21 protein-coding genes are annotated in these 23,165 nt (G+C 37.6%); 9 read left to right on the top strand and 12 right to left on the bottom strand.

What is annotated here, in order from left to right:
• Positions 1-126: 126 nt before the first annotated feature.
• The 4 genes from OQ267_RS08270 (at position 127) to OQ267_RS08255 (ending at position 3,905) form a co-directional block, all read left to right on the top strand.
• Positions 127-714 (top strand): GDSL-type esterase/lipase family protein, encoded by a 588-nt coding sequence (locus OQ267_RS08270; RefSeq protein WP_265835519.1) that lies wholly within the window; start codon positions 127-129, stop codon positions 712-714.
• A 66-nt stretch (positions 715-780) separates the two neighbouring features.
• A complete protein-coding gene (locus OQ267_RS08265; protein WP_265835518.1) occupies positions 781-1,509 on the top strand; it encodes an esterase family protein in 729 nt (242 codons plus the stop codon).
• 131 nt (positions 1,510-1,640) lie between these two features.
• The gene (locus tag OQ267_RS08260) at positions 1,641-3,059 is read left to right on the top strand and encodes an inorganic phosphate transporter (RefSeq protein ID WP_265818630.1); all 1,419 of its coding nucleotides are present in this window, start codon (positions 1,641-1,643) and stop codon (positions 3,057-3,059) included.
• Positions 3,060-3,083: 24 nt separating this feature from the next.
• A complete protein-coding gene (locus OQ267_RS08255) occupies positions 3,084-3,905 on the top strand; it encodes a universal stress protein (protein WP_088302092.1) in 822 nt (273 codons plus the stop codon).
• Positions 3,906-3,977: 72 nt separating this feature from the next.
• Here the strand turns inward: OQ267_RS08255 and OQ267_RS08250 are convergent, their stop codons facing one another.
• Both OQ267_RS08250 and OQ267_RS08245 read right to left on the bottom strand, forming a co-directional pair.
• Entirely contained in the window at positions 3,978-4,715 is a 738-nt protein-coding gene (locus OQ267_RS08250) for an SDR family oxidoreductase (RefSeq protein ID WP_265835517.1), read from the bottom strand.
• Between the two features lie 77 nt (positions 4,716-4,792).
• Positions 4,793-5,362 (bottom strand): Crp/Fnr family transcriptional regulator, encoded by a 570-nt coding sequence (locus OQ267_RS08245; protein WP_088302090.1) that lies wholly within the window; start codon positions 5,360-5,362, stop codon positions 4,793-4,795.
• A 169-nt stretch (positions 5,363-5,531) separates the two neighbouring features.
• Between OQ267_RS08245 and OQ267_RS08240 the strand changes: the two genes are divergently transcribed.
• The 3 genes from OQ267_RS08240 (at position 5,532) to OQ267_RS08230 (ending at position 7,908) form a co-directional block, all read left to right on the top strand.
• Positions 5,532-6,134, top strand: coding sequence for a Crp/Fnr family transcriptional regulator (locus OQ267_RS08240; protein ID WP_088302089.1), 603 nt, complete (start codon positions 5,532-5,534; stop codon positions 6,132-6,134).
• 90 nt (positions 6,135-6,224) lie between these two features.
• A complete protein-coding gene (locus OQ267_RS08235) occupies positions 6,225-7,031 on the top strand; it encodes a sterol desaturase family protein (protein WP_265835516.1) in 807 nt (268 codons plus the stop codon).
• A gap of 193 nt (positions 7,032-7,224) precedes the next feature.
• On the top strand, positions 7,225-7,908 hold the full coding sequence (locus tag OQ267_RS08230) for a phosphatase PAP2 family protein (protein WP_265835515.1): 684 nt from the start codon (positions 7,225-7,227) through the stop codon (positions 7,906-7,908).
• Positions 7,909-7,946: 38 nt separating this feature from the next.
• On the opposite strand, the gene OQ267_RS08225 is transcribed toward OQ267_RS08230, so the two are convergent.
• The 10 genes from OQ267_RS08225 to OQ267_RS08180 all read right to left on the bottom strand — a co-directional run bounded on the left by OQ267_RS08225 (position 7,947) and on the right by OQ267_RS08180 (position 19,483).
• Positions 7,947-8,381 carry a VOC family protein gene (locus tag OQ267_RS08225; protein ID WP_265818634.1) on the bottom strand — a complete coding sequence of 145 codons (435 nt, stop codon included), beginning with the start codon at positions 8,379-8,381 and terminating at the stop codon, positions 7,947-7,949.
• 242 nt (positions 8,382-8,623) lie between these two features.
• On the bottom strand, positions 8,624-11,068 hold the full coding sequence (locus OQ267_RS08220) for a TIM-barrel domain-containing protein (protein WP_265835514.1): 2,445 nt from the start codon (positions 11,066-11,068) through the stop codon (positions 8,624-8,626).
• A gap of 677 nt (positions 11,069-11,745) precedes the next feature.
• Entirely contained in the window at positions 11,746-12,249 is a 504-nt protein-coding gene (locus OQ267_RS08215) for an endonuclease V (protein ID WP_265835513.1), read from the bottom strand.
• A gap of 963 nt (positions 12,250-13,212) precedes the next feature.
• Positions 13,213-13,749 (bottom strand): hypothetical protein, encoded by a 537-nt coding sequence (locus OQ267_RS08210; protein ID WP_265835512.1) that lies wholly within the window; start codon positions 13,747-13,749, stop codon positions 13,213-13,215.
• Positions 13,750-14,517: 768 nt separating this feature from the next.
• Positions 14,518-15,066 (bottom strand): 3'-5' exonuclease, encoded by a 549-nt coding sequence (locus OQ267_RS08205; protein ID WP_265835511.1) that lies wholly within the window; start codon positions 15,064-15,066, stop codon positions 14,518-14,520.
• Between the two features lie 3 nt (positions 15,067-15,069).
• Positions 15,070-15,753, bottom strand: coding sequence for a hypothetical protein (locus OQ267_RS08200; RefSeq protein WP_265835510.1), 684 nt, complete (start codon positions 15,751-15,753; stop codon positions 15,070-15,072).
• A gap of 298 nt (positions 15,754-16,051) precedes the next feature.
• Positions 16,052-17,155, bottom strand: coding sequence for a hypothetical protein (locus OQ267_RS08195; RefSeq protein WP_265835509.1), 1,104 nt, complete (start codon positions 17,153-17,155; stop codon positions 16,052-16,054).
• A 452-nt stretch (positions 17,156-17,607) separates the two neighbouring features.
• On the bottom strand, positions 17,608-17,922 hold the full coding sequence (locus OQ267_RS08190) for a hypothetical protein (protein WP_265835508.1): 315 nt from the start codon (positions 17,920-17,922) through the stop codon (positions 17,608-17,610).
• A 445-nt stretch (positions 17,923-18,367) separates the two neighbouring features.
• Positions 18,368-19,033, bottom strand: a complete 666-nt coding sequence (locus OQ267_RS08185) for a hypothetical protein (protein WP_265835507.1) — start codon at positions 19,031-19,033, stop codon at positions 18,368-18,370.
• 3 nt (positions 19,034-19,036) lie between these two features.
• Positions 19,037-19,483 (bottom strand): deaminase domain-containing protein, encoded by a 447-nt coding sequence (locus tag OQ267_RS08180; RefSeq protein WP_265835506.1) that lies wholly within the window; start codon positions 19,481-19,483, stop codon positions 19,037-19,039.
• Positions 19,484-19,904: 421 nt separating this feature from the next.
• Here OQ267_RS08180 and OQ267_RS08175 point away from each other — a divergent pair, with 421 nt between their 5' ends.
• A complete protein-coding gene (locus OQ267_RS08175; protein WP_265835757.1) occupies positions 19,905-22,205 on the top strand; it encodes an ATP-dependent helicase in 2,301 nt (766 codons plus the stop codon).
• Between the two features lie 103 nt (positions 22,206-22,308).
• Positions 22,309-23,139 carry a hypothetical protein gene (locus OQ267_RS08170; RefSeq protein ID WP_265835505.1) on the top strand — a complete coding sequence of 277 codons (831 nt, stop codon included), beginning with the start codon at positions 22,309-22,311 and terminating at the stop codon, positions 23,137-23,139.
• Positions 23,140-23,165 lie beyond the last annotated feature (26 nt).

Genomic DNA, 23,165 nt, shown 5'->3' with positions numbered 1-23,165 from the left:
CATATGAATTTCATGTTAATCCAGTAACAAGTAATTTCCCTGATTTTTATTGATGCCTTATTGATGGATTAAAATTTAACATTCTGATCATACAAAATCGCTGATATATCTTTTATATTCACAGGCATGTATTGGTATGAAGATGAGGTGAAGCGCTTAGAACAGGTTTCTCCGGAGAAAAGAAAAAATTATTCCACCATATTTTATGGAAGTTCATCCATTCGTCTCTGGCAGCGTCTCGAAGATGATTTTCCTGCAAAAAGAGTTATCAATCTTGGGTTTGGAGGTTCAACACTAGCAGCATGTGCCTGGTTCTTTGATCGGATTATGACTGACTATCGGCCAGATGAGCTGATCTTTTATGCGGGCGACAATGATCTGGGTGATGGCAGAAACCCCGAAGAGATATTCTTATTTTTTCTTCAGCTGATGGCAAAGGCCGATGAATACTTCGGCGCTATCCCTTGTTATTTCATCTCGCTAAAACCAAGCCTTTCCAGGTGGCATATGGCCGATCAGTTTAAGTATACCAATAACCTGATTGAGCATGAGCTAATTAAAAGGAATGGAAACTGGCAATTCATAGATGTTTTTAAACGAATGCTGGATAAGGATGGAAATCCAAATCCGGGTTATTATGATCATGACGGACTTCATTTAAGCAAAGAAGGGTATGATTTGTGGAAAATGATTATTCATGAAAAATTAGGATAATATGATCATTTGTTAATGTTGAAATAATACCGCTGATGTAATTTCCACAAACAATAACAATCAGACATGCATAGGGAATATCATAAATGGTACAGTAAACACCTGGAACGCAACATGGAACTTTTGGTTTTTGGGCATTCGGGAAGGGCGGTATTAATGTTCCCAACCAGAATGGCCAGGTTTTACGATTACGAAAACTGGGGAATTGTACACGCCTTATCCGGCAAGATTGAAAAAGGTGAATTACAGCTTTTTTGTATGGATAGTGTAGATGCAGAAAGTTTTTATAATCAGTCGGTTTTCCCATCGGTACGTATGGCAAGGCACCTGCAATATGAAAGATACCTGCTGGATGAAGTAATTCCATTAATGTACCAAAAGGGCACCCCTAACGGAATTGAAACTGTTGGCTTTAGCATGGGGGCCTATCATGCCATCAACCTTTCCTTAAAATATCCGCAGCTTTTTAAAAAGACCGTTGGCATTAGTGGCAGGTATGATCTTACCCAGGCACTGAATCCTTTTATCGATCTGATGGGTGGCTTTCGTGATGAACTTGTATACTTTAATATGCCAGAGCAATACCTGTCAAACCTTCAGGATAGCAATCTCATCGCCAGTTTAAAATCTATGGAAATCATCCTGGCCGTTGGAGAAACCGATCCCTTTTATGAGAGCAATAACAGGCTAAGCCAGCTGCTTTGGGAAAGGGACATTACCCATCAGCTATATACCTGGGACAATGATGCGCACCGCCCGCATTACTGGCGGCGGATGGCGCCACTTTATATCTAATCACTTACATGGTAGCGGCTTAACGCTAACATAGCGCAATAAGACAATTATTTAACATAGAAGATATATACACATCACTTCTATTGTGGTACTTTGATGGCGTTGCCTACCCTTAATCTTTACTTTATTCTATGTCTTCTTTAAGCGTTATACTTCCCTTTGTGGGCGATACCCATTTAAGCACTCCCCTTTTATTGATATTCCTGTTATGCCTGCTGGCGGTTGTGGCCTTTGAATTTGTTAACGGATTTCACGATACCGCCAATGCAGTGGCTACCGTAATTTATACCAAAGCACTAAAACCGGTTGTCGCCATCCCATGGTCGGGATTCTGGAATTTTATGGGCGTTTTTACCGGAGGGATTGCGGTTGCCATGGGGATTCTCAAACTCGTTCCGCTTGATGCACTCATGAACTTGCCCATTGGTGTGGGTGCCTGTATGGTGCTGTCTGTACTCCTGGCCTCTATTGCCTGGAATTTAGGTACCTGGTATCTGGGCATTCCCTGTTCCAGTTCGCATACTATGATTGGTGCCATGATTGGTGCCGGATTAGGTTTTACCTGGTATTATGGCGGAGCAGGCGTAAACTGGGGAAAAGCAGAGGAGATTGGTTTATCACTGATCTTATCACCCGTTATCGGTTTTGGTCTGGCCATATTGCTCATGTATTTTCTTAAACATGTGATTAAGTACCATGCGCTCTTTCATATCCCTCAGGGTGAAAATGACAGACCGCCGCTGTTAATAAGGGGTTTGCTGATTATGACCTGCACCTTAGTGAGTTTCTTTCACGGCAGCAATGATGGCCAAAAAGGAGTTGGCCTTTTAATGCTGATCCTCATTGCCTTTTTACCTGCTAAATTTGCAGTGAACCATCATATTGCCAAAGAAAAAGTGCTTACCGAACTCAACGGCAGTGAAGTATTGCTGAAAAAGATCGCTGTATTAAACCACAACGAAGGAATCAATATGGCGGAATTTATCATGCGAACCCGTCAAACCAAAATTCACCTGGCTAAAAAAAATGAAACTGATAAGGAAAACACCTATCAGTTCAGGAAGCAGATTGAAGGCATCATTGCGATGATGGGTAAGGTGGAAGCCGATCAGCATTTACAGATAAGCGTTTCAGACAAGCAACAACTCTCAGAATTAAAGCACGAACTTTCCAAACTGGTTGACTTTGCGCCACTTTGGGTAATTTTAACCATCTCCATTTCCTTAGGACTCGGAACCATGATTGGCTGGAAACGGATTGTAGTGACTATAGGGGAGAAAATTGGCAATGAACACCTTAACTATGCACAAGGTGCTACTTCTGAAATTGTTGCCGCCTCCACTATTGGTTTAAGCACTGCATTTGGCCTCCCGGTAAGCACCACGCATGTATTATCCAGCGGTATTGCCGGTGCCATGGTGGCTTCAGGTGGTAAGGATAACTTAAATAATAATACATTAAAGAGCATTGGTTTGGCCTGGGTACTGACCTTGCCAGTGTCGATCATTCTGGCGATATTGCTTTTTATGCTGTTCCACTTATTCGTATAGCCTCAAACTTTAAATTATCTCAACATGAAACAGATACTGGTTGCTACAGATTTTTCAAAAAGTGCTGCCAATGCATTTGCTTATGCATTGGCAATGGCAAAGGTGTTGCAAATGGAAGTAGCCGCAATTCACGCCATTCATCCTACAGAAGGGATTAACAACAGCACCTATAATGCCATTTTCATTGAATCTTATTATCAGAATAAAAAAACGGCACTTGAGCAATGGGCAAATCACATTCGTGAAGAGCAAAAGTTGGAAAACATCAAGATTTCCACAGTCTGTGATGTTGGTTTCTTAAGGACAGTCATTAACAAATATACCAAGACCCATCCAATTGAACTGTTGATTATGGGCATTACCGGGGCAACCGGAATAAGCGGCATTGTGGGTAGCAATGCGAGTATGGTGGTTACCAAGATGCGGATTCCAACTTTAATTGTTCCGCTGGAGAGTAATTTTCCTGCAAGTCCGATTATTACGCTGGCTACAGATTATGAAACCAAACTTTCTCAAAAAGATGTATTGGCATTGGTAGAGATGCTGAAGGCTTCTGGCTCACAAAAAATGCAGGTATTATATGTGGCAGAAAACTCAGACCAACAGCATATTGAAACTGGTGAAAAAAGCATCAGGGAACTTTTGCCAGGTACACAAATCGAATTTAATTATATTAAACACAATAGCGCACCGAACGGGATCATGGATTTTATTGAACAAAACCATACCGATATTCTGTGCCTGGTTAAACATCACCATAACATTATTTACCGCCTGTTTACCAGCAGTACCGTGAATCAGGTGATTAATAAAACAGTAAAGGCTATTTTGGTGCTCCATGAATAAATTGGTAGCCGGATAAATATAGTCTTAAAACAATATTCATCCGGCACCCAGAAATTTATTGCTCACAGATCATTACCACGGACTAATGCCTGTTTCATCTTCGATATCATGACTATAGAACTGTCCTGAAGGCGCATCGTCATCAGTTAAGGTATGTTTGATGATAAACGAGGCTGCACTTTCTACCGTACCCGGGCCACTGTGCTGGTTAAAATCAGTTGCCGTATAACCCGGATCAATCACATTCACTTTAAAGGGAAGGTCTTTCAATTCATAGGCCAGTACAATGGTATATGCGTTTAGCGCAGCTTTTGATGTTCCATACGCAGCCGTTTTAACCTGGTAATATTTCCATGATGGATCACTGTGAAGTGTTAAAGATCCAAGTCCGGATGTGATGTTGCTGATTCTGGGACGATCAGATCTTTTAAGCAAATCAAGAAAGGCCTGTGTTACACTGATCACCCCGAAAAAATTGGTATCAAACACTTCCTGAATGTGAGGTACAGGCGTATCAACAGCCATTTGCGGACTATTACCAAGAATACCGGCATTATTAATCAGGATATCAAGTTTCCCTTGCTCTCTTTCGATGCGATCTTTAGCTGCAGATATCGATTCGGGATGCGTTACATCAATTTCAATCGCTTTAATATGCCCAAATCCCTGTTTCAAAAGCTCAGCCACAACGGCTTCTCCTTTTTCCAGGTTACGGCTTCCTAAATATACGAACAATCCTTTTTCAGACAGCTGTTTTGCAACTTCCAGGCCAATGCTTCTGTTGGCTCCTGTTATGAGTACTGATTTCATTTTCTTTTGGTTTTAATTGATGTTGTAAAGTTGCATCAACAGATCGGTGAATCATTTGCCATTTGGCAAAAAACATTTTACCTGATATTTTTTCTGATCCTGCTTAATGAAGATTGTGTAACACCCAAATAGGAAGCAATATAAGACAATGGAATCCGGTTGACCACCGTAGGGTAAATTTCCAGAAATTTCAGGTATCGGGTAGTGGCATCTTCTGTTACCAGCGGACTTCTTCGCGCTACTTTTTGCATCAGTGCCCTTGAAATGATTTTATGCACCATGGTTTCAAAGCCAACAATAGTTTGTAACAGCTCCTGCCAGTCTTTTTTAGAGAATACAATTAAGGTACAATCGGTAACGGCTTGCACATAGGCACTTGAGCAGATTTCCAGATCGAAGCTTTCCAGGTCGACCACCAGATTATTTTCTTCAATAAAATATTTGGTAATTTCTTCGCCTTTATTGCTGTAATAGCATACCCGCACGATTCCTTCTACCACGAAACCTACCTGCCGGGCAATTTTTCCAGCTTCTGAAAAGTATGCCAGGTGAGGAAGCTGCATTTTAACAGCTTTGCCGGATATGAAATCCATTTGCTGCTGATTGAGGTTCCCAAACCTCAGCATAAATTCGAATAATTCTTTCATAAGTGCAAGTTAGGCAAAGTAAGCCTGAGCACATTTGCCATTTGGCAAAAATTATCATCCCAAAAAGCATATACTTACTGCATTAATATTTATGGCAGCCCATAATTTTGCAGGCTTGCCAGGATATTTCTAATTTAGCAATTGCTCATGGGCATTTTTTCTTTTTAATATGGCAACTTCAATAGATACCTTACAGGAATTATTGTTTGATTTAGCGGGCGTACTGCCTGCCGATACCACACCATTATTTGCCATGACGACCCCGGTATTGCTGGAAACCAATGAAACCTACATCCGTGAAGGAGAAAACAGCCGTCGACTGGCTTTTATTGAACAAGGCGTAATCCGGGCATATACCATTAAGGAAAATGGAGATGAAGCGACATTGCTCCTCCGCTGGGAGGGCCAATTTATTGCCTCACACGATACCATTATTAACCGCCAACCTTCCCGGTTTATTTACCGTGCGCTTGAACCGGTAAAGTTGCTGCAGATCGATTATGATGTGCTGGAGGAGATCCTGAAGACCCACCCAGAGTATGAACCACTCCGTAATTTTTTCCTGATGAAAATGCTGGCGGAATCTTTAAAAATGCTGGAATCTTTTGTCACGCAATCACCTGAAGAGCGTTATCGCGAACTCCTGTCCGAACGTTTCGACCTGGTAAACCGTGTGCCTGACAAATACATTGCTTCCATGCTTGGTATAACCCCCGTATCCCTGAGCAGAATCCGCAAAAGGATGCATACAAAAGGAAAAACAGCAACATAAATTATCCTTTGTTAAGCTGCTAAATTATCTTTTGTTAACGAGGCAAAATCTATCTGCTTTATACTTTTGGTATATAAAAATGAGATAGATATGGAAAAGATAATAGAAGCCACCATTCGTATTTTTAGTGTTTCGGCTATCCGGTATTTTTTACTTGCCGGAATTCCTTTTACACTGTTTTATCTGCTGATGCCTGCTAAGCTGGGTAAATTCAAGATTCAGCAAAAACTAGCCACCAGAAAAGACTTCATCCGTGAGGTATGGCATTCCATGCAGAGTACACTGGTATTTTCAATCATCGCAGTTGGATTGGTTTTCACGCCTCTGCGTCAATACACCCGAATTTATGAAAACATTCATGATTTCCCGATATGGTATATGGGTGTTGCGCTGGTACTCAGCCTGATTATACATGATACCTATTTTTATTGGATGCACCGATTATTACACCATAAAAAATTGTTCAAACTTACCCATCTGGTTCACCATAAAAGCACCAATCCCTCGCCATGGACATCCTATAGTTTTCATATATTGGAAGCCATCACCGAAGGACTTGTTTTAGTGCCCATTGTACTGCTGCTGCCGATGCATCCCTTAACGATATTACTCTTTACCGTAACGGGCTTCATCATCAATGTGTACGGACACCTGGGCTATGAAATTATGCCTAAATGGTTCCGGTTTACCTGGGCATTTGAAATCCTGAATACTTCGGTACACCATAACCTGCACCATAGCAAATTCAAGGGAAATTATGGCTTGTATTTCAGAATCTGGGACCGGGTAATGGGCACGGAACATCCGGATTATGTAAAGGAATATGATCGCTTGCAAGATCAGCGTTTTAATCAAATCGCTCCGGAAGAAAAAAATCAAGAGGTACAGGCCGTATAAAAATACGATCATTACCCCTTCTTGAAAAAAGAAGGGGGCCTGCTCTGCTGGGCAGTGGTGGTTAATACCAGTTCACAATTATTTATTAATCAAAAAAGAAAAAACAGTCACAGGTCTGTTACAGAAAGCATGACCTAAGCTTAACGTTCAGGTTATTTCAGGTTGATAATTTCGACAAGAAATTTCCAGACACATGATCAAACGACTACAAAAATTACCCTGTTATTTTCTTACCCTTTTCATTCTGCTAATCGCAACAGTAATTTTTGTTAGCCTGTTTCCGAAAATGCAAGGATTTTTATGGCTAAATCAATATCATACCAACTCGCTTGATTTTACTTTTAAAGTCATGACCAATCTAGGCGATGGCTTTTTCATCATTTTCGCAGCCATATTACTATTATCCATTAAAAAAAAGAAGAAGGCTATAGCCGTTTTACTGGCCTATGCCTATTCCGGCGTGTTCGTACAACTATCTAAAAGATTGTACAATCAACCCAGGCCAAAATTACTGATGCAGCAACTCCACATTCCTTACACACATTTTGTTGAAGGCTTAAATGTGCACAACCATTCTTCCTTCCCATCAGGTCATACGGCATCGGCTTTTGCACTATCAACAATTATGGTACTGGTTTTTAAAAAGAAAAAAATATCATGGCCATGTATCATATTTGCTGTAGCTGTAGGTTATTCGAGAATTTACCTCGCACAACATTTCCCTATTGATGTTCTTTTTGGCGCTTTGGCCGGTGTGCTATGTGGCTGTTTAAGTTACCACCAAACTTATACCCTTAAATTATTCAGACCAGTAAAAGTGGCAAAACGACTGAAACGTTTGAGAATGGCTAACGCTCAACTAATTACTAATGGCTGATTGAAGGTATAACATACCAATGATTTACCTCCCTAACGCTACAAATTCGGATCAAATTCTACCGTCCATTGAACGCCAAACTGATCCACAAGCATCCCGAAGTAAGAACCCCATGGACTATCTGCAATAGGCATTTCTATTTTTCCACCAGCTGAAAGTCCTTTAAATAAATACGCTGCTTCTTCTTTATTTTCAGCACTAATGGCAATGTGAAAATTATCTCCGAAAGTAAATTTCCGCCCTTCCATTTCCAGCATCGCATCAGAACCCATCAGCATATTATTTTTCCCGAGAGGCAAAGCGATGTACATGATTTTATCCAGGTAGGTTTCAGGTATTGCATATTCAGCAGTGGGTGTCAAATCTTTATAACGAACCAACTTCGTAAATTCCCCACCAAGCACAGATTGATAAAAGTTAAATGCTTCTTCGGTATTACCGGTGAAATGTAAATAAGGATTAAATAGTGCCATAATTTTAATTTTAGCATATTAGGGATTTAGCGCAGCCTGATTTTCGTATCGATTATGGTTAGTTGGGGACTGGCAAAACGACTGTATCTCAAATATAAGCACAAATTTATAACTTTCAGCTGTTGTTCCACCTCGCGCCTGATGTGATGTGATCCAACCAAAGCGCAAATAAAAATAGCAGCAGATCTCAAATCAGATTTCTGCTGCTATCAAGCATAAAGTCAATAAATCAACCTATTGAATTAAAATTTCACTTCCAGTTTTTTACCCGTATAAGTCACATTTTTATTTGCTCCTGAAGGCAATACAATGGTAAACTTTCTATTTTGAAGCATCCCTTTATAACTCCCTTTCCGATTGGCAACAGTTAGTTTTCTGGCGGCATCGTTCCAGTTAAATTCGATTTCAGTATAGGCACCTTTTTCATAATTGTAGTTATCCAGCTCATCTTCATACAGTACAAAAGAGCCATTTGCTCCAGGATATACTTTTACTTCAAGATTATCCCATTTTTGTTGCGTGGCATATTGCACTTTTGGCCCCATTGGTAAAATTGAACCAGCCTTAATATAAAGGGGAATCATATCAATAGTTGTTTTTTTGATCAGCTCCTGTCCGCCTTTCAACTGCTCATTGGTCCAGAAATCGTACCATAGCGTACCAGCCGGAAGATATACGGGTGATGATTTTTCAGCAGTAAAATCAATTGCAGCTTTCTGATCATTCTCTTTACCCTCTTTTTTATTCCAGCCACTGTTTTCATTCACCTTCACAATCGTTTCAGGTGTGTATTGCGCTTTAACAACGGGTGCCACCAGGATCGATTGCCCAAACATGTATTCATTGTTAATGTCCCAAACTCTTTTATCGTCTACAAAATCCATGAAAAGGGCACGCATAAAGCTGGATTGCTTTGCGGTAACTGCCCATGAGGTAGAATAGATATAAGGTAAAAGAGTGTAACGGAGGTTGATAAATTTATCTATGGCATCATAGATGGGTTCGCCTTTTTTTCCAAACTGATAGATTTCTCTGGGCACATCCGTTCCATGCGAACGCATCATGGGATTAAACGTACCAAACTGGAGCCACCTCACGTACAGTTCCTGGTATAATGGGTTTTTACTTCCCGAGCCACCGTTCGAAGATTTGTTATATGCACCAGCGAAAAAACCACCGATATCTGAATTCCAGTGGGGGATGCCGGTAAGCGAAAAATTTAATCCGGCAGGGATCTGCTTGCGGAAAGTATCCCAGCTGGAACCCGTATCTCCAGACCAGGTATTGGCACCGTAACGTTGCTGCCCGGCAAAGGCCGACCTTGTTAAAATAAAGACTCTTTTATCTGACGTGGTTTTACGCTGATGATCATATACTCCTCCTACAGCCATTAGCGGATAGGCATTGCGCACTTTACGGAATGATCCTAAATATGTTTTGGTATCATAATCAGCTGGTTTAATCTGCAGGTGGTCAGGTTCAGTAGAATCCATCCACCAGCCATCAATCCCTTTAGCTAACAAGCCATTACTGGCATATTTCCAGTAAATATCGCGGGCTTCAGGATTGTAGGCATCATACACCCTTACACCAGAGGGATAATCCAGATTAGGAGGCCATTTCTCTGAACCTGATTCCGGCCAGGTTGTAATGTTGTAGAGCATCCCTTTTTTATCCAATTCCTGGTATGGCTTGGTTTGCGGACCAAAAGAAGACCAGATGGAAATAATCAGGTGTGCATGTTGGGCATGTACATCATCAGCCATTTTTTTCCCGTCAGGAAAATCTACATTCAGGAAATCCATGGCATTCCACAGGTAGTTATTCCCCCAATATTGCCAATCCTGAATAATGCCATCAAGGGGTACATTCAGTTCGCGGTATGTCTTTACCACATTCAATAATTCCTGCTGGCTTTTATAACGCTCCTTACTTTGCCAGAAGCCATATGTCCATAAAGGGAACATGGGCACCTTACCTGTAAGCGTGCGCATGTTGGCGATAACGCCATCGGCATTGCCCCCATACATAAAATAATAATCTACACCATCACCTACCTGCGATTTAAAAGAGGTTTCATTCGCATCATCCTGAAATTCGGTTGGAGAATAATTATCCCAAAACAGGCCATAACCTTTTACAGATTGGAAGAAAGGGACAGCATCTTCTACATTGCCCTGCTCAAGATGATATTGCTGATTTCTTTGATTAAGCTCTCCACGCTGATGTTGGCCAAGGCCGTAAATAGGTTCTTCCTTCTCTAAGGCAAAAGCCTGATAAACATGATAACTATCTGCACCTGTATCATTGAACGATGTAAACCTGGTACCTTTATTTTTTTCTTTCAATAATGCTTTCCCGGAGGCTGAAGAAAATTCAACATTGCCGGTGGTCAGATCTAACCTGGCATTTATTTTTTCTGATTTTAACCATACAACCTTGCCGGTTTGCTGTGCCTGGAAAATGGTTTTTCCAGGTGATAAGGTTACCGAAAGACTTTGCTTAACAAATGATTTGCCTGCAGGTATTTTAATTACCCGTACAATGGATGGTGTGTAAAACTGTATTTCTACCTGATTACCGTTGGCTATGGCTTTTATCCCCAGATTAGTTTTTTCAAAAGATTGTGCAAATGCATTTAAAACAGATAAGAAGAGCACTAGCATTAAACAGGTTCGTTTCATCATTGGTTTATACTGGTTATAATTAAAAAATTAGCAGCAATTTTAAATAAACTGCTCTTTTCAGTGCGCTAAAAATAATTAAAATTTCCGGAGATAGTGCTGGCGCATTACTAGACATTAATTAACTCACGGCGCGCATAGTGCCACGCGTGCCGCGTGTGCACTTTATATCATCTTTGCAATATCCATCTAAATCTATCACTCATTTGTCTCCGCTGTAATTTATTGTGCTATCGTGTTGTTAAAACCAAACTTTATTTCAAAGCTTACAACAATAAAATTATGACTCAAACAACATGAAAAAAGCATTGGTCTTTTAACTAAAAAAGGTTGTAACTAAAGGCTACGACCTAATATTTTACATTGCTGGCTTTATTTTGCACACGCGACACGCGTGCGCCAGCGAGGAGCACTTTATATCATCTTTGCAATATCCATCTAAATCTATCACTCATTTGTCTCCGCTGTAATTTATTGTGCTATCGTGTTGTTAAAACCAAACTTTATTTCAAAGTCTGCAACAATAAAATTATGACTCAAACAACATGAAAAAAGCATTAGTCTTTTAACTAAAAAAGGTTGTAACTAAAGGCTACAACCTAATATTAAATGGCTGGCTTTATATTTCACACGCGGCACGCGTGCGCCAGCGAGGAGCTGTTGGTTACTTGGATAAGGAATTATTTTTCCTTTGTTATAGTATCTAGTTGTTTTAATAAATCAGGTATCCTAAATTCGCCTGGCATGTGTATAATAAAGTGTGATGCTATATCTAATTCAAGCCCAATTGATGAAATGTATAAAGATTTTTTACTTTTACCCCGATATATTTGTTTAACTGTTTCGGTATTACCATAATAAAAGCTCTTCGCTACTCCTATTATCGGAATCTGTTTATTTAACGCTTGCCATAGATGTCCGCCTAAACCAAATCTTTTATCATTATCAATGTATACGTATCCATCAATCACAATAGCTTCCAGATCATTTATATTTACCTTTTCGATAATTTTTAATAAACATGGAAGTTCTCTTCTGTAAAACTCACCAGGAATATATTCATCTGTTTCTCTAACATATTCTATCAAAATCTCTTTTGGCTGAACATCATTCCAATTAAATAAAATCCCAACTGATTTAGCTGAAGCATCATCTTTGTAATGCACATCAAGGGTAAGAACCATTCTAAAGAATTGTTCTTACCCAATTTCCAAACTGGTCGTTTTCTTGATGGCTTATTAAAACCCCTTGCTCATTCCATCTTTTAAAAGAGCCAACATGGTAATCGTATTTCTGAAAATATTCTTCTTTTAAATTTCCATTTGGCCAATAAGTGGCTTGCCGACCATCAAAAATCCCCTTGCTAGCGCACGCGTGCCGCGTGTGCACTTTATATCATCTTTGCAATATCCATCTAAATCTATCACTCATTTGTCTCCGCTGTAATTTATTGCGCTATCGTGTTGTTAAAACCAAACTTTATTCCAAAGCTTACAACAATAAAATTATGACTCAAACAACATGAAAAAAGCATTGGTCTTTTAAATAAAAAAGGTTGTAACTAAAGGCTACGACCTAATATTAAATGGCTGGCTTCATATTTCACACGCGGCACGCGTGCGCCAGCGAGGTATTCTATTCGCAGCATAATTATTAAAGAGGTCTTATAAAAGTTATCAAATCTAAAATATAAAAACAATCAACACAAGTATGCTGAATCACTTTCTCCTGATCCAGACCGTATCGAATGTTTCTGTTATATCCCTTGCTAGCGCACGCGTGCCGCGTGTGCACTTTATATCATCTTCAATATCCATCTAAATCTATCACTCAGTTTTCTCCGCTGTAATTTATTGCGCTATCGTGTTGTTAAAACCAAACTTTATTCCAAAGCTTACAACAATAAAATTATGACTCAAACAACATGAAAAAAGCATTGGTCTTTTAACTAAAAAAGGTTGTAACTAAAGGCTACGACCTAATATTAAATGGCTGGCTTTATATTTCACACGCGGCACGCATGCGCCAGCGAGGAATGACGACCTTTCAAAATATTATTCTGCCAAAAATCTCTAAAATCATTTCTGATACAGCCTCGTTTTCCCTTATAGCTGTATAAGTTAAATGGCCAATTAAAATTTGAAAGGTTATAGCGTAGCTGCTAAACCGATAGTTGCATGATATTCGTAACCTTCAGCAGCATTACACCAGGCATCGCAGTCTGACAACCAATCATAAATCATTTTATATGCGGCAGTAATTTCGGCAGAAAATTTTAAGGTTGCGCCTTCAAAATCATCTTCCTGAAAGATGTAGGCATTTAATCCAACATATAATAGTTCTGAAAGATGCGCTACATCAAATTGGCCAACAGCCTGTAGGTGATAATCCAGGTTTATGGCATAACGCCGAAAGCTTTCTTCATTGGCCAAAAGTTTTGTTTTGGTAAGCAGGCTGATGATATTGTTTACATCATAAAGGGCATTGCCAATGGTAATGGGTTTGTGTTTGCCAGAGCGCGGATCGGGCCCGATAGCTGCGCTAAGCATTTCAGTAAGGAACTGATTCACATCCGATAAACTAATCATATCGAAATAGGCTTCCATCAGTTTCCGGAATTCTGTTACAGCTGCTACCTGATTTGGGAGCTGTGTGTTTGGGTTTTTACAATTGTCGGTTTGCATAACATTGTTAAAAAAGTATACTTAGGGGCTGCAAACCGACAATCAACTCCATACAGAGATCAATTGAAAATGCGTTTCTAAAACGCTCCCCTAAGTAATATTGTTAAAAAAATGATTTGCTTATACCGTCTCTGTTATGTTAGAACTTTGTTGATTATCGATTTGCATAAGCAAGATAAATAGAATAAATCAATCTACAAAATGTTTTTGCTTAGATAACGCCTAAATGAAGTTGGTTGCATATTGCAGTCGATAGTTCAGAAATTCCAGTAGTTAGTTCAGACGTTGCGGTCGGTAATTCAGACGTTGCGGTCGATAGTTCAGACGTTGCAATCGACAGTTCAGACGTTGCGGTCCATAGTTCGGACGTTGCAATCGACAGTTCAGACGTTGCGGTCGGCAGTTCAGACGTTGCGGTCGATAGTTCAAACGTTGCGGTCGATAGTTCAAACGTTGCAGTCGACAGTTCAAACGTTGTAGTCGATAGTTCAGACTGACCCTTCCTAAAATAGCTTTGCAATTGATAGTTTATAGTTTGGCTTAAACGTATTGTTAATTATTTTTGGATTGATAAAGTAGAGACAATTGAAGATTGCACAAGAATCTCTTAATTCTCCTAATATCCATTGATTTAAGTATTGTTCTTACCTGCGCTTTGGCAGTATATTTAAGATCAATAATGAAAGCACAAGTCATCCAGCCCCGTTAACCTAGGCACTAAGACTTGCGCTAGTAGTGGCCGAAGTTGAACCTAATGAAAATGAAAAATTAATTATTCAAAATTCGATGGAGGATTTTTGCAATATTATATGCATCATCCACTCCACGGTGGTGGGTACCTTTTAATGGGATATCCAACATTTTAAGTGCACCTGCCATTCCTTCCTCATGACCCAATTTATTTTTTAAGGCAAATAAAGTTTTAACATTAATATGCGATGGACCAAAAGGAAAGCCAACACCCATAGCAGCACATTGACGTTGGAATTGCTTTAAATCGTAAGCACCAAAACTTGCCCAAACTCTTTTTTGAGATACATATTCTTTTCTTAATATAGAACAGGCCTCTTTAAATGATATTCCATCCTGAGCGACCATTTCTGGGGTAATGGTGGTGAGTTCAGTACAGAAAGGGCTTACAACGGACCGATCTGGTTTGACCAGAATTCCTCTGTTGTCTGTTATTTCTCCAGTTTGTATATCCAGTAAACAGATACCAATTTCGATGATATCGCTTTCCATACAGGCAGGGGGTGCTCCTTCCCAACAGGTGGCTTCTACATCAATGATGATTATTTTATCTAATAGGTTTGGCATGGTTTAAACAATTGTAATATTCGGTATTAATGGTGATGCGCTATGATAATAAGGATGATCTTCCCAAGTAAATACTGAAGCTAATTCTGGGCTTTCAAAAAAAATATTCTCTTCAGCTCCTATGTTGAAACCTCCGCCACCAACATCCATATATAACATTAAATTAATGACCACAAATATTTCTCCTGGCTCCAAATCTGGTTCATCATAACTAAAATCGAATCTACCATTATCTGGAATTGGGGGAGCTTCTGAGAAAAAAGAACCAAGCCCATCCAAATAAAAATATTTTTTGGTGTTGATGATCTCGTTTGTATGGATATCTATTTTCTGGTATGCAATGGTTCTTCCTGTAGCATCACAAATTTTTTTCGCTTTGTCAACCTTTGTCATATTTTCATATGATTCAATATCCCAAGATGTATAACCATTTATTATTTGTTTATTAAAATAAAAGCCTCCCCCACCATATTGATTTGACGAGTAAATAATAGCATTGTTAAGATCTTCATCATTTTTCAAATAATGGATCACATGGAAGATTTCTCCCTGATCATAACTTATCCTTTTTCTTAGATCTAAATTTCCATCATACTCTTCCTTAAAATAATAATCTTTAATATTCTGCGCCTGCTGGCGCGTTATCTGCTCGCCAGATAGATTTTTATATTTTATAATTATACTCATAAAAATTTAATTATTTAATCTACTATAAGTTAAACTTTCCAATGATAGGTCTTTGTAAACTGTACGCGTAAACACATCAATCCAGCCCACAACTGCAAAAGAAACAAAGTATATTACTGTTGAATCATGAAACTTATATTTTATGCTCATGATTAAAGATAAATGATTACAAGAGATAAATAAAGCATTTAAAAGCACAAGTCATACAGCGCACCTCCCTTGCCCCCTAAGACTTGCGCTAGTGAGGATACATTTGAAACTAAAGGATAAAATTGATTTGCCATTTGGTACTTGAAACTTATTTATACAAATTTGAACCGTTGAACATAATGTAATCGCCTAAAAACTGTATTCCGTAATTATCCTGAACTTTCCTTAGAATTTTATTCTTTACCTTTCCTGTAACCTTATCAATGATGAGAATGTTTTTGTCACTTTTGTCAATAGCAATAACATAATTTTTATGTGATCGCATTATTTTAGCATACTTTAAAACCCACTTTATGTTAAAATTCTTATCCAAATAAACTGCACTACTATCTATCATCCCCATGTATCCCTCATCACCATCGGTTTCAAGATGATTGATTTTACTATCGCTAAATAAAACTTTTCCTGTTTTTGAATCTATTATTCGTTTAGTATTGTCGATAAACCGATCTCTGCTTTTTGAAACTGGTGTTCCATAATATGTATCATGGTAATCTTCTTTCACTTTTGTATTAGAAGTAATCGTATTGTCTTTAGATGCAACTTCCATATTAGTTTTTCTCTTATCAATTTCCCAAACTAATGATAGTTTTTCTAAATCAACACAACCCAGATACACACCACCATAAAAGACAAAAGTATCATCACGTATAAATCCTACAGCACCACGATAATGCCGAAGTATTTTTTGCGTTTTAATATCTAATATATAGATCCCTCTTATGCTGCTAACAATAACCTTATTTTTATAAAGTACTAATGAACTAACATATATTATATTCAATGCCTTGAAGTATTCTTTAGTAGTACCATCCATACAAACACTGGTCATAACGTGTGGTCCACCAAAGTATAAGCAGCCATCTTTAAGTTCACTAATGTACCATGGGGTTATACTCAAATTTGGCTTAAACAACTTCCTGTATTTAAGATCCTTAAGACTTTGTAAAAAATAGTAATCTTTTTCATTTTCTCCATAACTATGCCATTTATAGCCCACGATTGTATCATTAATAACACTAGTAAAAGGAGTTCTGTAAAGAGTGTCAGAATTGACAAACTTTAGGTTTAATGCTTTTACCATTTCCTTTTCAAAATTTGGATTTAGTACCTTAGGACTCTCAGAACAAGCGGTAACTAACATAACATAAAAAAAGAAATATAAATTGATTACATTTTTCTTGTGTTTCATTTAATAGATTTTAATTAGTCATTGAAACTTTCAATTAATTTAAATAAAAACACTCACAAAAGTATTATTATCACCCATTCTGACGCAAGTCTAAGCGCTCAGGGCTTAAGCAGTAGCCCGACTTGTGCCCTTGTCAAACCAATAGATCAATGCCGATCAATCCTTTCCCTTCTTCGTAATATATAGCACTACTATATAAATGATCTGAGGTATTTTCTTTTCTGCAATAAGTTAAACTTTCCATTAGGAAGTCTCTGTAAACCGTACGTGTAAGAACATCAATCCAGCTTATAACTGAAAAAGAAACAAAGTATATTGCTGTTGAATCATGAAACTTATATTTTATGCTCATGACTAAAGATAAATGGATTATAACAGATAATAAAGCTTTAAAAGCACAAGTCATACGGCGCACCGCCTTGCCCGCTAAGACTTGCGCTAGTGAGGAAAAATCAATTTCCTTCTAAAAATTCTTTCCAAGAGCTTAATAATTCTCTCAGATCATAGAGTGGTAACATCTCATCATCATCAAAGTACAACCCATCAGGATACAATTTAGCATAAATAAAATCTGTACTTTTAGTTGTATCCTCTACTAAGTCAAATTGGCCAGATAGACACAGATCAACATCATCGATATACTCTTGAATAAGTTCAGGCGCACTATATTCTGATATATAACTTGTGGATGTATTTGATATTAGCTTTGTTCCATCGGTCTTTTTAATGAAATTAAATCCGTATTCGTTCAAAACTTGTGTATTCATTTTTTTATTTTAGAAGTTAGCTGGATAAATTGATTTTAATGTTCCTGATCTTATATTCCCATCATAATATTGAAAATGGATTACATGTCCATCACTTGCTTTACCAGAATATAAATTAGATATTATACCCTTGCTAGCGCACGCGTGCCGCGTGTGCACTTTATATCATCTTTGCAATATTCATCTAAATCTTTCACTCATTTGTCTCCGCTGTAATTTATTGCGCTATCGTATTGTTAAAACCAAACTTTATTTCAAAGCTTACAACAATAAAATTATGACTCAAACAACATGAAAAAAGCATTGGTCTTTTAACTAAAAAAGGTCGTAATTAAAGGCTACGACCTAATAATAAATGGCTGGCTTTATATTTCACACGCGGCACGCGTGCGCCAGCGAGGGGGGATTGAGCACGCTGTATGCCAGTGAATCGAGAGCTTATTATTTATATAATTATTTGTCTAATAGTTTTATTTATAATTTCATCTGCTAGACAAAGCTCAAATCCTAAATTGAATATATCAATTAAATTTCCTTCTGTAAAGCCAATTGTAGCAAAATATAACTGATCATCTTCTTCTATATTTAAAACATTAAAATTTTTATTAAATTTTTCATTAAAAGAATTGACAACCCCACCTATATTATTAAAATTTAGATCTGTACGAAATGTCTTAACCCCAAGTAGATCTTGCATATCAAACATTTGTTTATTTTTTTTCAAGAAATCAGAACTGAAATTTTCGAAATATCCTTTCTTAAAGTCAATCAATCTCGCCTTATCCTTGTTGTTCAATTCATGTTTCTCCTCGTCAGAACCAGTAAATATTTTTCTCCCTAAAAAATCGAGTTCATCACGCTTCCTAATTCTCTCACTAATATCTCTATTCCAATTGTAGCTAGTATAACATATACCATAGCCTAATGAGAATATTAGTTTAAAACTCAGTTGATTCTTTGGTATTTTAATTTCTATTTGATTATCAACTGTGGGATATTCAACCTCAATATTTGTTCTATATAAGTTATTTTTTAATTCGATTCTAAATCTAACCGGCTCGTGAATTGATTTCTCTAAAAAAAACTTAACTATATCTGTATTTGCGTTCATATATTACATTTTTATTGCATCAATCAAAATTAATTTTATATTTGGAAACACGCTATTAAATTGCTTTATAGCTCCCTGACAAGACGTACAATAGGCTCTTTCTGACACTACTTTAATAGTTCCAATATAATTATTAAAAACAGCTCCTAATTGGGCATTCGGCTCTAAATTTAAAGCAAGTTTATTTAGCATTCTATATTCTGAGTCTGTAATTCTTGACCAAGATACTTCCAAAGCGGTAAAAATTTTTGGTTCTTGTTCTGCGACCTCTGTAGCAACCGATCTAAAAATTTTAACTCCAGTTTGCGAATCTACAATATTAGACACATCAAACGAATTCACATTACCTTCCAAGTATCCAAAATTTCTCTGAGTAGAAACTCCTATATTAACTCGATAGTTTTCAATAGTCCCCTCGCTGGCGCACGCGTGCCACGTGTGCATTTTCATTTCATCTCTACAGTTTATTAATCTATTAGTCCTTTGTTCCAGTAATAATATATTGCACTATGACGTTGCTAAAACCAATCTTTATTTACAAAGCATGCATCATCAAATTTATGACTTAAACAATATAGGAAAAGTAATGATCTTAAATAAAAAAAGTAGTAACTAAAGCCAATGACTAAAATTTTAATGACTTGACAACATTTTTAACTATATGAGCTTGAATCTCCATATGGTTGGAATTTCTTGATAGTAGCAGGCTAAATAATTAAGAAAATCATTAGTAAAATTTATTTAACGGTTTAGATTTCATATTCAATATGAGCTTACATTACTGATGTGGAAACTTTTTAATAATTACCAACACCTATCCAAAAAAGAAATGAAATTGTTATTTTTGAACCTTAAAAATACAGGAGCCGATTTGGATTATTTAGAAGGATTAAACCAACAGCAAAGAGCAGCAGTAGAGAACACTAAAGGACCGGTAATGATTGTTGCTGGTGCCGGATCGGGCAAAACCAGGGTAATTACCTTTAGGGTTGCTCACCTCATTCAAACCGGAACTGATCCTTTTAACATCCTGGTGCTAACCTTTACCAATAAAGCCAGTAAGGATATGCGTGAGCGTATTTCGAAAGTGGTTGGCGCAGAGGCGAAAAACATTTGGATGGGAACCTTTCACTCTGTTTTCGCCAAGATTTTACGTGTGGAGGCTGAAAAAATAGGCTATCCCAATAACTTCACCATTTACGATACCGACGATAGTAAAAGCGTTATCCGTGCCATTTTGAAAGAAATGCAGCTGGATGATAAATTATATGCTGCCAACTTTGTTTTCGGCAGAATTTCCTCTGCAAAAAACAACCTCATCTCCTGGGGCGAATACCAGGCCAATGATCAGATTCAGGCAGAAGACATTCAAAATAAACGTCCGCTGATTGGTCAGATTTATGAGCAGTATGCCAAACGTTGCTTCCGTGCCGGTGCCATGGATTTTGACGATTTACTCTTCAAGACCAATATTCTATTGAAAGAACATCCTGAAGTTTTGAACAAATACCAGCAAAAATTCAGGTATTTGATGGTAGATGAGTACCAGGATACAAACTTTTCGCAATATACCATTGTAAAAAAACTGGCTGCAGCTTATCAGAATATCTGTGTGGTTGGTGACGATGCACAGAGTATTTATGCTTTCCGTGGCGCAAACATTCAGAATATTCTAAATTTTGAACGTGATTATCCGGATTTAAAAGTTTATAAATTAGAGCAAAACTACCGCTCTACTCAAAATATTGTAGATGCCGCGAGTAGCATCATCGCCAATAATAAAAATCAGCTGGAAAAAAATGTTTTCTCTGAAAATGCTGAGGGCGACAGAATTAAAGTTTCGCGTGCTTTTACGGATAATGAAGAAGGTAAACTGGTGGCAGAATCCATCATCCAGGAACGTGGTTTAAAAGGCTATAAACATAGTGATTTTGCCATTTTATACCGTACAAATGCGCAAAGCAGGGCGATGGAGGAAGGTTTACGCAAGCTCAACATCCCTTATAAAATTTATGGCGGGCAATCTTTCTATCAACGCAAGGAGGTTAAAGATTTAATTGCCTATTTCCGCTTAACCTTTAATCCGAAGGACGAAGAAGCCATTAAAAGGGTGATCAACTATCCAAAACGTGGAATTGGAGATACCTCTATTGATAAAATTATCGTAGCTGCTGCTCAACATAATATCACCATGTGGGATGTCATTTCCAATGCACATCAATATGTAGACGGACGTTTAGCCAACCAGCTGAATGATTTCTCTATGATGATTCAAAGCTTTCAGGCTGAAGCCAAAAAATTAGACGCTTATGATTCTGCCTTGTTTATTGCACAACATGCCGGAATTTTAAAGGAATTGTATACGGATGATAGTGTAGAAGGCCGTTCGAGATATGAAAATATCCAGGAGCTATTAAATGGTATAAAAGAGTTTGCAGAACGGGAAGATATTGAGGAAAAAGGCCTGGATATTTTTATGCAGGATGTGGCCCTCTTAACCAATGATGATAAGGATGGCGATAAAAACAAGGACACCGTTTCATTAATGACGATTCACTCAGCAAAGGGGCTGGAGTTCAAAAATGTATTTATTGTGGGTTTGGAGGAAAACCTTTTTCCATCTCAAATGTCGGTAAACTCCCGCTCTGACCTGGAAGAAGAGCGACGCTTATTTTATGTAGCCATCACACGTGCAGAGGTAAAACTGACCATCACTTACGCAACATCCAGGTACCGATGGGGAACCCTCACCAATTGCGAGCCAAGTCGTTTTATCAATGAAATTAATCCAAGATTTTTAGAATTGGATGTTAAACCTGCCAAAAGCAATGTTCTGGAAGGTAATTTTGATGATGAGCGTAAAACCTGGACTTCGCAACCGCGTGATTTCTTTAGTAAACCAAAGCCAGCAAGTACCACCTCTGCCCCACCACCACGCCCGAAAACAACCTCGCTGTTGGCTAAGGCTCACGTACCTACGCCTGGATTTGCACCTTCTCAGCCACATGAATTTCAAGGTGGCATGGAAGTGGAGCATGAAAAATTTGGCTTCGGAAAAATCATCAGTCTGGAAGGTACTTTACCCGATGTGAAGGCTACGGTATTTTTTCAGGGATTGGGAAACAAACAATTATTGTTGAAGTTCGCTAAGCTGATGATTGTGAGAAATTAATAATAAAGTTCTTAAATGTAAAGATGTATAGTTTAAAATTTAGCCCCTTTTTCCTGATACTTCTTAAACCCTAACAACTAACTGTTAGTATGAAATAAAAGACGTGAAACGCATAATAAAATTTTTATTTATTGGAATTTTTCTAGTTTCTTGCGCTAAAACTGAGAATTCGATCCAAAAAGATCCCTTTAATGAGCCATTGATAAAGAAAATGAGGACGAATGTATTTTATCCGGGTTCATCACTATACAATAATAATCCAGACTTCACATTTAACTTTGAATATGATACATATTCAAGACTTATTAAAAAAATTGGAGGTGATTTAACAATCCCTATTTCATCGGGTAACGTTAAAGTGTTTACGGATAAAATATACACTACATTAGTTTATTCAGGCCAAAATGTTACTGTAGAAGACTTTTCTTCATCAGCTGATTTTAGTGCAGTATTAAATACAAAATATTTTACGTTAAACGATCTGAATCAAATTGAAAAGAAAGAGATCCCTAATGAAAATAATTATTTGCTCAAAAAACAGACATTTAATTATTCGGATAAACATATTACTGAAATAAAAACTTTTTTTCCTAATCTACCTTACGTCCCAACTGATCCGGACAGCTATATAATAACATACTTAGAAAAATTTTATTACGATATAAATGGAAATTTAATTAGGTCAGAATATTTCAGACAACAAAATGGGATAAATAAAGGAGAAAGAATTGTTAGAACTTTTGAAGACTATGATAATTCTATTAATCCTTGTAAGAGATTACAGTTATTGGATGAGTTTTTTTACCGTTCGCTTTCAAAAAATAATTATAGAAAATATACTGAAATTCATTATTACAATGAAATTTTGGGTTCAGCAAGTACAACAACTTGGTCTTTTAACTATGATGGAAAAGGACAAATAATAATCTTCTAAGGCATACTTGGCAATATGGGTTATAC

The organism is Pedobacter sp. MR22-3, assembly GCF_026240075.1.
In the GTDB taxonomy this organism is placed as follows: domain Bacteria; phylum Bacteroidota; class Bacteroidia; order Sphingobacteriales; family Sphingobacteriaceae; genus Pedobacter.
The sequence above is the reverse complement of the archived record's forward strand: the minus strand, read 5'-3'. Positions and strand labels throughout refer to the sequence as shown.

Excerpts from the sequence above, each read along its gene's own strand:
- OQ267_RS08270 (WP_265835519.1), top strand. The coding sequence starts at position 127 with ATGTATTGGTATGAAGATGAGGTGAAGCGCTTAGAACAGGTTTCTCCG.
- OQ267_RS08265 (WP_265835518.1), top strand. The coding sequence starts at position 781 with ATGCATAGGGAATATCATAAATGGTACAGTAAACACCTGGAACGCAAC.
- OQ267_RS08260 (WP_265818630.1), top strand. The coding sequence starts at position 1,641 with ATGTCTTCTTTAAGCGTTATACTTCCCTTTGTGGGCGATACCCATTTA.
- OQ267_RS08255 (WP_088302092.1), top strand. The coding sequence starts at position 3,084 with ATGAAACAGATACTGGTTGCTACAGATTTTTCAAAAAGTGCTGCCAAT.
- OQ267_RS08250 (WP_265835517.1), bottom strand. The coding sequence starts at position 4,715 with ATGAAATCAGTACTCATAACAGGAGCCAACAGAAGCATTGGCCTGGAA.
- OQ267_RS08245 (WP_088302090.1), bottom strand. The coding sequence starts at position 5,362 with ATGAAAGAATTATTCGAATTTATGCTGAGGTTTGGGAACCTCAATCAG.
- OQ267_RS08240 (WP_088302089.1), top strand. The coding sequence starts at position 5,532 with ATGGCAACTTCAATAGATACCTTACAGGAATTATTGTTTGATTTAGCG.
- OQ267_RS08235 (WP_265835516.1), top strand. The coding sequence starts at position 6,225 with ATGGAAAAGATAATAGAAGCCACCATTCGTATTTTTAGTGTTTCGGCT.
- OQ267_RS08230 (WP_265835515.1), top strand. The coding sequence starts at position 7,225 with ATGATCAAACGACTACAAAAATTACCCTGTTATTTTCTTACCCTTTTC.
- OQ267_RS08225 (WP_265818634.1), bottom strand. The coding sequence starts at position 8,381 with ATGGCACTATTTAATCCTTATTTACATTTCACCGGTAATACCGAAGAA.
- OQ267_RS08220 (WP_265835514.1), bottom strand. The coding sequence starts at position 11,068 with ATGATGAAACGAACCTGTTTAATGCTAGTGCTCTTCTTATCTGTTTTA.
- OQ267_RS08215 (WP_265835513.1), bottom strand. The coding sequence starts at position 12,249 with ATGGTTCTTACCCTTGATGTGCATTACAAAGATGATGCTTCAGCTAAA.
- OQ267_RS08210 (WP_265835512.1), bottom strand. The coding sequence starts at position 13,749 with ATGCAAACCGACAATTGTAAAAACCCAAACACACAGCTCCCAAATCAG.
- OQ267_RS08205 (WP_265835511.1), bottom strand. The coding sequence starts at position 15,066 with ATGCCAAACCTATTAGATAAAATAATCATCATTGATGTAGAAGCCACC.
- OQ267_RS08200 (WP_265835510.1), bottom strand. The coding sequence starts at position 15,753 with ATGAGTATAATTATAAAATATAAAAATCTATCTGGCGAGCAGATAACG.
- OQ267_RS08195 (WP_265835509.1), bottom strand. The coding sequence starts at position 17,155 with ATGAAACACAAGAAAAATGTAATCAATTTATATTTCTTTTTTTATGTT.
- OQ267_RS08190 (WP_265835508.1), bottom strand. The coding sequence starts at position 17,922 with ATGAATACACAAGTTTTGAACGAATACGGATTTAATTTCATTAAAAAG.
- OQ267_RS08185 (WP_265835507.1), bottom strand. The coding sequence starts at position 19,033 with ATGAACGCAAATACAGATATAGTTAAGTTTTTTTTAGAGAAATCAATT.
- OQ267_RS08180 (WP_265835506.1), bottom strand. The coding sequence starts at position 19,483 with ATGAAAATGCACACGTGGCACGCGTGCGCCAGCGAGGGGACTATTGAA.